The organism is Paracoccus sp. Ld10 (assembly GCF_045064235.1).
Lineage (GTDB): Bacteria > Pseudomonadota > Alphaproteobacteria > Rhodobacterales > Rhodobacteraceae > Paracoccus.
Genome location: NZ_JBISHD010000023.1, coordinates 45,051 through 57,885 on the forward strand (window position 1 = coordinate 45,051; position 12,835 = coordinate 57,885).

The following is a 12,835-nucleotide window of genomic DNA, read 5'->3' on the forward strand; positions in this document are numbered from 1 at the left end:
CGGGCCTGCAATCTGTGTTCCGTGGCCGCGCCGGCAGGATGCCGCCGCGGACCTGGGTGGGTCAGCCTTCAGTCCGCGCGGGCCAGATCGACCTGCGCATCGGCGTCCAGGCTGGCGGTTGGCGCGGGTTCGTCGCCCAGGGTGCCGCCCTGCTCGGCGACCCAGGCCGCATAGACCTCGGGGCTGACGGCTTTGACGACGATCGGCATGTAGGCGTGGTTGATGCCGCACAATTCGCTGCACTGGCCGAAATAGGTGCCTTCCTGTTCGACGTTGAACCAGGCTTGGGCGATGCGGCCCGGGACGGCGTCCTGCTTTACGGCGAATGCCGGAATGGTCCAGGAATGGATCACGTCGCTGGCGGTCACCTGCAACAGCACGGTCTGACCGACCGGCACCACCACGGCGGTATCGGTCGCCAGCAGGTATTCGTCAGGCGAATAACCGTTTTCGGCCAACTCGTCCTCGGGCAGCATCAGCGAATCAAAGGCGATGCCGTTGTCGGGATACTCATAGGACCAGAACCACTGCTGGCCGGTCGCCTTGATGACGACATCGGGGTTTTCCGGCATCTCCTGGCTGCGGAACAGGATCGGCAGAGAGAACGCACCGATGGCCACCAGAATCAGCACGGGAACCAGCGTCCAGCCGATTTCCAGCGGCGTGTTGTGCGTGTACTTTGCCGGCACGGGGTTCGATTTTGCGTTGAACCGGAAGATCACGAACAGCAACAGCAGGCAGACGAATACGGTCACGACCGTAATGATGATCAGCACGAAATGGTCCAGCCATTGCTGATCGCGCGCCAATTCCGTCGATGCCGGCTGAAAGCCCATGCCCCCCGCGACCGGCTTGCCGATCGTGGGCAGATCGCCCAGCACGCCCTGCGCCGTCGCAGCCCCGGCCAACATGCCCGCCGTCGCGAACCCTGTCGCTGCCGCGAATGCACGGCCCATCATCGCTTTTGCCATCATTCCATCCCGTTGCAGTGGCCCGGTCCCAATGACCGCAGGGGCTGCCGGGAGGCTGCCCCTTTTCCTTTCACAGTGACCGTTCTATGACCATATCTCGCCCTTACGGGCAAGACATACCTACAGCATTTCCCCGTCCAAAGGAAACGCGACCCCCTGCCGCGCCTGTCCGCAGGCCCAGCCCGCCCGCCAAACGCCAGGAGATCCGCCATGCCCAGCCCGTCCTTCGACCCGTTCTCGACCGATCTGGACCGGGACGGCGCACTGCAGATCCTGCGCGATGCGGTGGCCGGCGCCGATGATGGAGAGCTGTTCCTGGAACGCAGCCAACATGAATCGCTGGTGTTCGACGATGGGCGGTTGCGCAATTCCAGCTTCTCGGCCGGGCGCGGTTTCGGCCTGCGCGCGGTTCTGGGCGAAGTCACGGGCTATGCCCATTCCACCGACCTGTCTGCGGCGGCACTGCGCCGGGCGGCGGAAACCGCGCGGCTGGCCGTGGGGCGTGGTGGCGGCACGGCAGCGATGGAGCCCGCCATGCGGCCGGTCAACCTGTATCCCGCGATCGACCCGGCCGAAGGAATTTCGATCGCCCGTCGCATCGCCCTGCTGCGGGAAATCGACGCCTTTGCCCGGGCATTGGACCCGCGCGTGGTTCAGGTGACGATATCCATGGGCAGCAGCCTGCAGGAAGTCGCCATTCTGCGTCCGGAGGGGGGGCTTGCCACAGACATCCGTCCGATGGCGCGCCTGAACGTTGCGGTGATCGTCGAGAACAACGACCGTCGCGAAAGCGGCAGCGCGGGTGGCGGCGGGCGGCATCGGCTGGAGCAGCTTATGGCCCCGGACCACTGGCAGGGACTGGTCGACGAGGCGCTGCGCATTGCGCTGGTCAACCTGCGATCGGTGCCTGCGCCCGCGGGCGTGATGGACGTGGTGCTGGGGCCCGGCTGGCCCGGCATCCTGTTGCACGAGGCCGTGGGCCACGGCCTGGAGGGCGATTTCAACCGCAAGAAGGCATCTGCGTTTGCCGGGCTGATGGGCCAGCGCGTCGCGGCGCCCGGCGTCACCGTGGTTGATGACGGCACCATCGCGGGCCGCCGCGGCAGCATCAACATCGACGACGAGGGCACGCCCCCGGCTCGTAACGTGCTGATCGAGGACGGCATCCTGACCGGATACATGCAGGACCGCCAGAACGCACGGCTGATGGGTGTGGAACCGACCGGCAACGGCAGGCGCGAAAGTTTTGCCAACGTGCCCATGCCGCGGATGACGAACACCTTCATGCCGGGCGGCGACGCGGATCCGGCGGCGATTCTGGCCGAGCTGCGCGACGGCATCTATGCGGTGGGTTTCGGCGGCGGTCAGGTCGACATCACCAACGGAAAGTTCGTGTTCAGCTGCACCGAGGCCTATCGCGTCAGGAACGGCGTCGTGGGCGACCCGATTCGCGGCGCAACGCTGATCGGCGACGGCGCAACTGCGCTGCAGCAGATCCGTGCCATCGGGAACGACATGGCGCTGGACCCCGGCATCGGCAATTGCGGCAAGCAAGGCCAGTGGGTTCCGGTGGGCGTGGGCCAGCCGACGTTGATGATCGGCGGGTTGACGGTCGGCGGATCAGCCGCCTGAGGGCATGCTAACGGATTGTTAACCACCACCGGGTTATGCTGAGGCGGTCCAGCCCAAGGTGACCCATGACGATCGGATTTGCCCCTGCCCGTTTCGGCCTGCCCGCGTCGGCGGTCGATGACGACCTGTCCGTCCTGCGGCTGATCCGGTCGCGACGGGTCGGACCAACGACCTTTCACCGCCTGATCGCCGAACACGGCAGCGCGCACGCCGCACTGGATGCGCTGCCCCGCATCGCGGCCCAGTCCGGCATCGCCGACTATGCCGTGTGCCCCGAAGGCGTCGCGGCCGCCGAACTGTCCGCAGGCCGGCGCGCAGGGGCACGGCTGGTTCGCCACGACAGCCCGGATTATCCCGACAGCCTGCGCCAGATCGACGGCGCGCCCGCAATCCTGTGGGTGCGCGGTGACCCGGCATGGCTGTCGCGCGACGTGATGGCGGTGATCGGGGCGCGCAACGCCTCGTCCCTGGGGCTGCGCATGGCGCGCGGCATGGCCGTTGGTCTGGGTGAGGCCGGGTTCACCGTCGTCGCCGGGCTGGCGCGCGGCGTCGATACCGCGGCCCATGCCGCCGCCCTGCCCACCGGAACCATCGCCGTGATGGCCGGGGGCGTCGATGTGATCTATCCGGCAGAAAACGCCGAACTGGCCGCGCGGATCGCCGATTGCGGCGTATTGGTGTCGGAACAGCCGCCGGGCACCGAACCGGCGGCGCGGCATTTCCCGACCCGCAACCGCATCGTGTCGGGCCTGTCCCGAGGCGTGGTGGTGATCGAAGCCGCGCAGCGCTCTGGCACCCTGATCACCGCCAGAAACGCCCTGGATCAGGGCCGGGAGGTGATGGCGGTGCCCGGTCACCCGATGGATGCCCGTGCTGCGGGCTGCAACGCACTGATCCGCGACGGGGCGACGCTGGTGCGCAGCGCCGCCGACGTGGCCGATGCGCTGGCACAGACGCGGCCCCTGCCCGAACCGATCGCCATTGCCACGCCCGAACCCCTGCCGCCGCCCCGCGACCACGGCGGTCCGATTCAGCTGGAAAGCCGCATCCTGCAGCGTCTGTCCCCGTCCCCGACCGAGGAAAACGACCTTATCCGCGATCTGGGCGTCGCGGCGGCAACGGCCAGCGCGGTGATCCTGTCGCTGGAGCTGCAAGGCCGCGTCACGCGACTGGCGGGGGGGCGGCTGGCGCTGTCGTGACCCGCGTCTTGCGGTGTTGTGCTGTCACCCCCCGTTGACACTGCGCCGCCCGGCACCCATCTTGCCGCCCCATTGCAGCTGTCCGAGGTCATCATGCCCGTCGTCGTCGTCGAATCCCCGGCCAAGGCCAAGACCATCGAGAAATACCTGGGTTCCGACTATCGGGTTCTGGCCAGTTTCGGCCATGTCCGCGACCTGCCGCCCAAGGACGGCAGCGTTGATACCGACAATGATTTCGACATGAAATGGGAGGTTGCGGCCGACAGCCGCAAACATCTCAAGGCGATCAAGGACGCGCTGAAGGACGACCAGACCCTGATCCTGGCCACCGACCCCGATCGCGAGGGCGAGGCGATCAGCTGGCATTTGCTGGAGGCGCTTCAACCTGCCCTGAAAAAGGGCAGCGCGGTCAGTCGCGTCACCTTCAACGCCATCACCAAGACCGCCGTGACCGAGGCCATGGCCAAGCCGCGCCAGATCGACCAGCCGCTGGTCGATGCTTATCTGGCGCGCCGCGCGCTGGACTATTTGGTGGGGTTCAAGCTGTCTCCGGTGCTGTGGCGCAAGCTGCCCGGCGCGAAATCGGCGGGTCGGGTGCAGTCGGTCTGCCTGCGATTGATCGTCGACCGCGAGATGGAGATCGAGGCCTTCAAGGCGCGCGAATACTGGTCCGTCCATGCGCGTCTGGCCACGCCGGGCGGCGACGAATACGACGCCACGCTGGTGTCGCTGGCCGGGAAAAAACTGGACCGGTTCGATCTGGCCGCCGCCGATCAGGCCGCCATGGCGCTGAGCGCGGTGGCCAGCCGCGACCTGAAGGTCGCATCGGTTGCGGCCAAGCCTGCCAGCCGCAACCCCTGGCCGCCCTTCATGACCTCTACCCTGCAGCAGGAGGCCAGCCGCAAGATGGGCATGGGGGCCAAGGCCTGCATGTCCGCGGCGCAGCGTCTGTACGAGGCCGGGCTGATCACCTACATGCGGACCGACGGGATCGACATGGCCCCCGAGGCCGTGATGGCGGCACGCGACGCGATCAAGGCAAAGTTTGGCGAGAAATACCTGCCGAAATCACCGCGCATGTACAAGAACAAGGCCAAGAACGCCCAAGAGGCGCATGAATGCATCCGCCCGACCGACATGATGGCGTCGCCCGACAAGGCGAAGATCACCGCCGACGATCAGCGCAAGTTGTACGATCTGATCTGGAAACGCACGATCGCCAGCCAGATGGAAGCCGCCCGGATGGAGCGGACCACGGTTGAAATCGCTAGCCCCGACGATCAAGTCGGCCTGCGCGCGACCGGTCAGGTGATGCTGTTCGACGGCTTTCTGCGGGTCTATGATCAGGGCCGCGATGATGACGACGGCGAGGACAGCGCCCGCCTGCCGGCGATCACCGAGGGTGAGGCCGCGCGTCTGGTCGCCAACGCGTTCGACGACGAACTGGCCAAGGCCCGCGACAAGGGCGGCGATGTGATCGCGGCACCCGCGGGCCTGCAGGGCGGACCCGGCATGTTGGTCAGCGAGGCGGCGCAGGCCGCCGCGCGCCAGCATTTTACCCAGCCCCCGCCGCGCTATACCGAAGCTACCTTGGTCAAGCGCATGGAAGAGTTGGGGATCGGCCGCCCGTCGACCTATGCCAGCATCGTCACCACGATTCAGGACCGCGAATATGTCCGCAAGGACAAGAACCGCCTGATTGCCGAGGACAAGGGGCGGCTGGTCACGATCTTTCTGCTGAAATATTTCCCGCGCTATGTCAGCTATGATTTTACCGCCGATCTGGAAAATGAACTGGACGAGATCAGCGCCGGCGACCGCCTGTGGCGCGAGGTGCTGTCGCGGTTCTGGAAAGATTTTTCCAAGGCGCTGGAGGGCACGTCCGAGCTGCGCATCACCGAGGTGCTGGAAGCCATCGACGACGCGCTGGCCCCGCACCTGTATCCGCCCCGCGCGGATGGCGGTGACCCGCGCGTCTGTCCGGTCTGCGGACAGGGCCGCCTGAACCTGAAGACCGCGCGGTCGGGCGGGGCCTTCATCGGTTGCACCAACTATCCGGAATGCCGCTATACGCGCCCCCTGTCCGCCCCGGACGGAGAGGCACCCATCGGCGACCGCGTGCTGGGCGAGGATGCGGGCGACCAGATCAGCCTGAAGACGGGCCGGTTCGGCCCCTATGTCCAGCGCGGCGACGCCACCGAAGAGGCCCCCAAGCCGCCCCGCGCGTCGATCCCCAAGGGGTGGGAGGTCGCCAGCCTGGAGCTGGATCAGGCTGTGCAACTGCTGGCCCTGCCCCGTCCCGTCGGCCCCCACCCCGAGGACGGTGTGCTGATCGAGGCGGGGATCGGTCGGTTCGGACCCTATGTGAAACACGGGTCGAAATACGCCAACATCGCCGATGTCGATGAGGTCTTTATCATCGGCATGAACCGTGCGGTCGAGGTTCTGGCGGCCAAACAGACCCGTGGCCGCGGTGCCGCAGCCGCCCCCCTGCGCGAAATGGGCGATCATCCGGACGGCGGTCCGATCCAGATCATGGGCGGCAAGTACGGTCCCTATGTGAAATGGGCCAAGGTCAACGCGACCCTGCCCCGTGACGTCACCCCCGAGGATCTGACCATTGAGCAGGCGCTGGAGCTGATCGCGGCCAAGGCCGCCAAGTCCCCCGCCAAGGCAAAAAAGCCCGCCGCCAAGAAGGCCGCACCCAAAGCGGCTGCCAAAAAGCCCGCGGCCAAGAAACCTGCCGCGAAAAAGACGGCCGCGAAAAAGCCTGCGGCCAAGTCTGACGAGGGCTAGGACCGGGTGGCGGCGCTAACAGATCGCCCCCGCGATTGACAGTCTGGCCAGCGCACGCAACAGTTTGCGCGGAGAACGGGATCAAGGACGGGGGATCGATGAAAAAGGTCTATGCCACTGCAGGCGAGGCTCTGGACGGGCTTTTGCATGACGGGATGCTGATTGCGGCAGGGGGGTTCGGTCTGTGCGGCATCCCCGAGCTGCTGATCGACGCGCTGGTCGCGTCCAAGGTTCGCGATCTTACCATAGCCAGCAACAATTGCGGCGTCGATGGGTTCGGCCTGGGCAAGCTGTTGGACACGCGCCAGATCAAAAAGATGATCAGCAGCTATGTCGGTGAGAACGCCGAGTTCATGCGCCAGTACCTGTCCAAAGAGCTGGAGCTGGAGTTCAATCCGCAGGGCACGTTGGCCGAACGCATGCGTGCGGGTGGCAGCGGCATCCCGGGGTTCTATACCAAGACCGGCGTCGGCACCGTCATTGCCGAAGGCAAGGAGGTCAAGAATTTCGACGGTCAGGATTACATCCTGGAACGCGGAATCGTTGCCGACCTGTCCATCGTCAAGGCGTGGAAGGCCGACGACACCGGCAACCTGGTGTTCCGCAAGACGGCGCGAAACTTCAACCCGCCGGCGGCCATGTGCGGGCGTGTCTGCGTTGCCGAGGTCGAGGAGATCGTCCCGCGTGGCAGCTTGGACCCCGACCTGATCCATCTGCCGGGCATCTATGTCCACCGGATCATTCAGGGCACGCATGAGAAACGCATCGAACAGCGCACCACCCGCAAGAAGGAGGCTGTGTGATGGCCGACGCAGCAAAAGGCTGGGATCGCAACCAGATGGCCGCACGCGCGGCCGAGGAGTTGCAGGATGGATGGTACGTGAACCTGGGGATTGGCATCCCGACGCTGGTCGCGAACTATGTCGGCGACAAGGACATCACCCTGCAGTCTGAAAACGGCATGCTGGGCATGGGCCCCTTTCCGATCGAGGGTGACGAGGATCCTGACGTCATCAATGCAGGCAAGCAGACCATCACCGAACTGTCCCGCACCAGCTATTTCGACAGCGCCACCAGCTTTGGCATGATCCGCGGCGGCAAGATCGCGGCGGCTATCCTGGGCGCGATGGAGGTCTCCGAGGAGGGCGACCTGGCGAACTGGATGATTCCCGGCAAGCTGGTCAAGGGCATGGGCGGCGCGATGGATCTGGTCGCGGGCGTTGGCCGCGTGATCGTGGTCATGGACCACACCAACAAGGCGGGCGACAGCAAGGTGCTGAAATCGTGCACCCTGCCACTGACCGGTAAGGCGGTCGTGGACCGGATCATCACCAACCTGGGCGTGCTGGACGTCGTGCCGGGCGGGCTGCGCATCGTTCAGCTGGCAGATGGCATTACCGAAGACGATATGCGCGCCGCGACACAGGCAACGCTGGTCTGACCGATCTGCTTTGACAACCGACCGGGGGGCATTCGCCCCCCGTTCTCATGCTTGGAAAAGGACGCCATGGACCCCGCCACGATCGAAACCCTGTTCACCCGCCCCGACAACAGCTTTCTGTGCGCACGTTGGGGTCGCCCGGTCGCACCGGTCGTGTTCGGTCTGGCCGATGACAGTCTGGACATCTTTCGCGGCGCAATCCGGGCGGGTTATGCCCATGCGCGCCACCCGGTCGTCGATGCCGACCCGGAAACCGGCGCCAACCTGATGCTGTTCTTTGTGCGGAACTGGTCCGAACTTGGCACCGTGCCCGACCTGGACCGGCTGACGGGGATCCCGGGATTGCCAGACCGGCTGGCGGGGCAGAGCGCTGACCAGTACCGGCTGTTCCGCTTTGACGAAGACGGGGGCATCCGGGCCTGCCTGACTTTTGTGTCAATGGGCGGCACACTGGCAGACGCGCACCCGGCCGCCCTTGCGGAGCGGATCACGATGCAATCGACCCTGACCTTCTCGGGCGACGTGACGCCTTCCCCCGCACTGGCCGGGCTGATCAGGGCCGCCTATGACCCGGTGCTGCCGGTGGCCGCAACACAGCCCGCCCATGCGTTCCGGCTGTCGGCGCGTTTGGGCGCCTAGGGGGTCAACCCCTCGGGGTCGGGGAGGCCGTGGGTGCGCGCGGTGGCGGTCAGCGTATTGGCCAGCAAGCAGGCGATGGTCATCGGCCCCACGCCCCCCGGAACCGGTGTGATCGCACGGGCAACCTGGGATGCGGCCGCGAAATCGACATCGCCCACCAACCCGTCATCGGTCCGGTTGATGCCCACGTCGATGACCGTAGCACCCGGCTTAATCCAGTCGCCCTGCACGAAATGTGGCCGACCGACCGCAGCGACCAGAATATCGGCCTGACGGCACAGACCCGCCAGATCGGTCGTGCGCGAATGCGCAACCGTGACCGTCGCGCTGTCGCGCAGCAGCAGTTGCGCCATGGGCTTGCCCACGATGTTGCTGCGCCCGATCACCACGGCATGACGCCCGGCCAGCGACCCCAGATGATCGCGCAGCATCATCAGACAGCCCAGAGGCGTACAGGGCACCATCGCTTTTTGCCCGGTTGCCAGCCGCCCGACATTCAGAATATGGAACCCGTCCACGTCCTTTTCGGGCAGGATGGCGTTGATGACCGCCGCCTCGTCCATGCCCTTGGGCAGGGGCAGCTGGACCAGGATGCCGTTCACCGTCGGATCGGCGTTCAGGCGCGCGATCAGCGCCATCAGAGTGCCCTGATCGGTCGATGCCGGCAGCCGGTGTTCGAACGAGGTCATCCCGACCTCTCGCGTCATGCGACCCTTGGAGCGGACATAGACCTGGCTTGCAGGATCCTCGCCCACCAGAACCACAGCCAGGCCCGGCACGATGCCTTTGCCCGCAAGGTCGGCGACCTGCGTCGCGATTCGGGCACGCAGGCGGGCGGCAAAGGCCTTGCCATCAAGGGTCTGTGCAGTCATGGGCGGTCCTTGTTCAGCTGTCGTTCTTCCTGGGCGATGGCCGCGTCGATCAGTTGGCGCCACAAGCGGTCGTACAGCTGTGGGTCAAGGCCATGGCCCTGGGCATGGCGGCGCACGTTGGCCACCACCTCCTCCACGCGGGCGTCGATGCGGGCGGGCATGCCGTTGCCCGCCTTGATCTGCGCCGCACGATCGATCAACGCGTGGCGCCGTGCCAGCAGCGCCATCAGCTGTTCGTCCAACAGGTCGATTTCAACCCGCAGCGCGGGCATGTCGGGAATGTCATGGATCCGGGTCATCGTGTTCGTCCCTTGCACCGCCACGGGGAAAACCGCAAGGGTCAGCCTAGTCCTGCGAGGGCTGTTGCAGCCGATGTCGCAGGCGGCGCAGCTGTTCGCGTAACGCCTGTGCCGTCTCCTGGTTCAAGCCCGTATTGCCCGCAACGCAGGTGCGTACCCGTTCCGATTGACCGTGGAGCGCGGCACCCTGGGGCGTCAGGGATACGATCACCCGCCGCTCGTCTCGCATATCGCGCTTGCGCGTCACCAGATTGGCCGCCTCCAGCCGCTTGAGCAACGGCGTCAGGGTGCTGCTGTCCAGACCAAGGCTGTCGCCGATACCGCCCACCGAATGATGGTCGCTGGCCCACAGCACCATCATCACCAGAAACTGTGGATAGGTCAGCCCAAGCGGGTCCAGCAACGGCTTGTAGATCCGCCCAAAGGCAAGATTGACGGCATAGACGTCGAAACACAGCATATCGTGGAACGGCGACGGATTGGGCAAGGCAGGATCATCGCTCATGAGTATGGTGTAATTGTACGATGCATAGCCTGCAACAGTTGTGATTTGCGAAATCCATTTTATATATCGTGCTATCTATTATCGAGGAAAGGAAATCTGATGGTCGAAAAAATTCTGTATCACACCGCAGCCACCGCAACAGGGGGCGGCCGTGATGGTACCACCGCGCTGGACGATGGTACCACGTCAATCGATCTGGTCGTTCCAAAGGAACTTGGCGGTCCCGGGGGCGACGGGTTGAACCCGGAAAAGCTGTTTGCGCTCGGCTATGCCGCTTGTTTCATGGGGGCGATGCGCCACTATGCAGCGTCCAAAAAGGTCAAGGTGCCCGATGATGCGACGGTCAATGTCAGCGTTGGCATTGGTCCACGCAGCGACCCGGGCTTCGGCCTGAATGTCCAGATCGCTGTATCCCTGCCCGGTCTTGACACTGCGATCGCACGGGACCTGATCGAAGGAGGCCATAAGGTCTGTCCTTATTCGCACGCCACTGCCGGCACCCTGAACATCACGCCGACCTTGGTATGAGCCAATAAAAAACCCCGGTCCATCGGACCGGGGTTTTTTCTGCGTCAGGCCGGGGCGGGATCGCCACTCGGCGCAGGTTTCGTCCGCGGGATCGCCGTCACCGAGGGGATCACGCTGGCCGGGGTGTCGTCGTCGTCCCCGCCGATCGCATCGCCACGAAGAATACGGGCGATCTCCTCTCCGGTCAGGGTCTCATATTCCAGCAGGCCCTTGGCCATGCGCTCGAACTCGACCTCTTTTTCGATCAGAATGCGGCGGGCTTCCTGATAACCCTCTTCGATCAGGTCACGAACCTCCTGTTCGATCAGTTCCTTGGTCGCCGCGGACACCGAAAACCCGCCTGTGCTGCCGTTGTAACCCTCGTGCGCCTCGGCATAATCGACCGCACCGACCTTGTCGGACATGCCCCACCGCATCACCATCGCCCGAGCCAGCGCGCTGGCCTGCTGGATGTCGCCGGCGGGGCCGTTCGACACGCCCTCCTCGCCGTACTTGATGATCTCGGCGGCCTTGCCGGCCATGGTCATGGTGATCTTCTGCTTGGCCTCGTCCTTGTGGAAGTTCAGGCGGTCCATCTCTGGAAGGCTGACCACCATGCCCAGAGCACCGCCGCGCGGAATGATCGTCGCCTTGTATACCGGGTCGCATTTCGGCAGCGACAGGCCGACGACGGCGTGGCCCGCCTCGTGATACGCGGTCTTTTCCTTCTGCTCAGGCGTCAGGACCAGACTGCGGCGTTCCACGCCCAGCATGACCTTGTCCTTGGCGTACTCGAAATCGGCCATGCTGACGAAACGACGACCGATCCGGGCGGCGCCAAGGGCTGCCTCGTTCACAAGGTTCATCAGATCGGCACCCGAAAAGCCGGGCGTCCCACGCGCGATCAGGCGCAGGTCGACGTCAGGGCCGACCGGAACCTTGCGGGCATGGACGGACAGGATCCGCTCGCGGCCCTTGATGTCGGGGTTCGGCACGTGGATCGTGCGGTCAAAGCGGCCCGGACGCAGCAGCGCGGGGTCCAGCACGTCCTTGCGGTTGGTGGCGGCGATAATGATGATGCCTTCGTTCGCCTCAAAGCCGTCCATCTCGACCAGCAGCTGGTTCAGCGTCTGTTCGCGCTCATCGTTGCCCCCGCCGATGCCCACGCCACGGGCACGGCCCACGGCATCGATCTCGTCGATGAACAGGATGCATGGTGCCGATTTCTTGGCCTGTTCGAACATGTCGCGTACGCGGCTGGCGCCGACACCCACGAACATCTCGACAAAGTCGGAACCCGAGATGGTAAAGAACGGCACGCCGGCCTCGCCCGCGATCGCGCGTGCCAGCAGCGTCTTACCGGTGCCCGGAGGGCCGACCAGCAGCGCGCCTTTGGGGATCTTGCCGCCCAAGCGGCTGAATTTCTGCGGGTTGCGCAGAAATTCGACGATCTCTTCCAGCTCTTCCTTGGCTTCGTCGATGCCTGCGACGTCGTCAAAGGTCACGCGGCCATGCTTTTCGGTCAGCAGCTTGGCCTTGGACTTGCCAAAGCCCATTGCGCCGCCCTTGCCGCCGCCCTGCATGCGATTCATGAAGAAGATCCACACCCCGATCAGCAGGATGAACGGCAGCCAGACACCCAGCATCGACATGAAGCCGCTGCTTTGCTGTTTGACCACGCGAACATCGACGCCCTGCTGGATAAGCCGGTCGCTGATATCCTCGCCCATCGGGCGGACCGTTGCGAACTGTTCGCCACCGGTGCCTGTGATCGCCACATCTTCGCCGTCGATGGTGACGGCGCTGACCTGATCGTTCTGCACCCGAGAGATGAAGTCGGAATAGCTGATCTGGCGGCTGTTCATGGTATTCGATCCGTCGCTGAACAGATTGAACAGCGCGAGGATCATCAGGAACAGAACCACCCAGAAGGCGAAGTTGCGAGCATTGCCCAATACGGGTCCTCCGACGGAA

General features: G+C 65.0%; 12 protein-coding genes. 7 read left to right on the forward strand and 5 right to left on the reverse strand.

Annotated features, from left to right (window positions below; genetic code table 11):
* Positions 1-68: 68 nt before the first annotated feature.
* On the reverse strand, positions 69-959 hold the full coding sequence (gene coxB / locus ACJJVR_RS05540; protein ID WP_405402867.1) for a cytochrome c oxidase subunit II: 891 nt from the start codon (positions 957-959) through the stop codon (positions 69-71).
* A gap of 222 nt (positions 960-1,181) precedes the next feature.
* Here coxB and tldD point away from each other — a divergent pair, with 222 nt between their 5' ends.
* The 6 genes from tldD (at position 1,182) to ACJJVR_RS05570 (ending at position 8,678) form a co-directional block, all read left to right on the forward strand.
* The gene (gene tldD, locus ACJJVR_RS05545; protein ID WP_405402869.1) at positions 1,182-2,603 is read left to right on the forward strand and encodes a metalloprotease TldD; all 1,422 of its coding nucleotides are present in this window, start codon (positions 1,182-1,184) and stop codon (positions 2,601-2,603) included.
* A 65-nt stretch (positions 2,604-2,668) separates the two neighbouring features.
* On the forward strand, positions 2,669-3,802 hold the full coding sequence (gene dprA / locus ACJJVR_RS05550) for a DNA-processing protein DprA (RefSeq protein ID WP_405402871.1): 1,134 nt from the start codon (positions 2,669-2,671) through the stop codon (positions 3,800-3,802).
* Between the two features lie 93 nt (positions 3,803-3,895).
* Positions 3,896-6,598, forward strand: coding sequence for a type I DNA topoisomerase (gene topA / locus ACJJVR_RS05555; RefSeq protein WP_405402873.1), 2,703 nt, complete (start codon positions 3,896-3,898; stop codon positions 6,596-6,598).
* A 98-nt stretch (positions 6,599-6,696) separates the two neighbouring features.
* Positions 6,697-7,401 (forward strand): CoA transferase subunit A, encoded by a 705-nt coding sequence (locus ACJJVR_RS05560; protein ID WP_405402874.1) that lies wholly within the window; start codon positions 6,697-6,699, stop codon positions 7,399-7,401.
* The gene (locus ACJJVR_RS05565; protein WP_405402875.1) at positions 7,401-8,039 is read left to right on the forward strand and encodes a 3-oxoacid CoA-transferase subunit B; all 639 of its coding nucleotides are present in this window, start codon (positions 7,401-7,403) and stop codon (positions 8,037-8,039) included. The genes ACJJVR_RS05560 and ACJJVR_RS05565 overlap by 1 nt, the downstream gene beginning before the upstream one ends.
* Before the next feature lie 66 nt (positions 8,040-8,105).
* Entirely contained in the window at positions 8,106-8,678 is a 573-nt protein-coding gene (locus ACJJVR_RS05570) for a hypothetical protein (RefSeq protein ID WP_405402876.1), read from the forward strand.
* Here the strand turns inward: ACJJVR_RS05570 and folD are convergent.
* The 3 genes from folD to ACJJVR_RS05585 are packed head-to-tail and all read right to left on the reverse strand — an operon-like array spanning position 8,675 to position 10,354.
* Positions 8,675-9,550 carry a bifunctional methylenetetrahydrofolate dehydrogenase/methenyltetrahydrofolate cyclohydrolase FolD gene (gene folD, locus ACJJVR_RS05575; RefSeq protein ID WP_405402877.1) on the reverse strand — a complete coding sequence of 292 codons (876 nt, stop codon included), beginning with the start codon at positions 9,548-9,550 and terminating at the stop codon, positions 8,675-8,677. The two genes, ACJJVR_RS05570 and folD, sit on opposite strands and share 4 nt — an antisense overlap.
* Positions 9,547-9,849, reverse strand: coding sequence for a chorismate mutase (locus ACJJVR_RS05580; RefSeq protein ID WP_405402879.1), 303 nt, complete (start codon positions 9,847-9,849; stop codon positions 9,547-9,549). Before ACJJVR_RS05580 ends, folD begins: the two co-directional genes overlap by 4 nt.
* 46 nt (positions 9,850-9,895) lie before the next feature.
* Positions 9,896-10,354 (reverse strand): MarR family winged helix-turn-helix transcriptional regulator, encoded by a 459-nt coding sequence (locus tag ACJJVR_RS05585; RefSeq protein ID WP_405402882.1) that lies wholly within the window; start codon positions 10,352-10,354, stop codon positions 9,896-9,898.
* 45 nt (positions 10,355-10,399) lie between these two features.
* Here ACJJVR_RS05585 and ACJJVR_RS05590 point away from each other — a divergent pair, with 45 nt between their 5' ends.
* Positions 10,400-10,882 (forward strand): organic hydroperoxide resistance protein, encoded by a 483-nt coding sequence (locus tag ACJJVR_RS05590; RefSeq protein ID WP_405402884.1) that lies wholly within the window; start codon positions 10,400-10,402, stop codon positions 10,880-10,882.
* A gap of 44 nt (positions 10,883-10,926) precedes the next feature.
* Here ACJJVR_RS05590 and ftsH read toward each other — a convergent pair whose 3' ends face one another.
* Complete coding sequence (ftsH, locus tag ACJJVR_RS05595; protein ID WP_405402886.1) at positions 10,927-12,816, reverse strand: ATP-dependent zinc metalloprotease FtsH; 1,890 nt, start codon at positions 12,814-12,816, stop codon at positions 10,927-10,929.
* Positions 12,817-12,835: the final 19 nt, after the last annotated feature.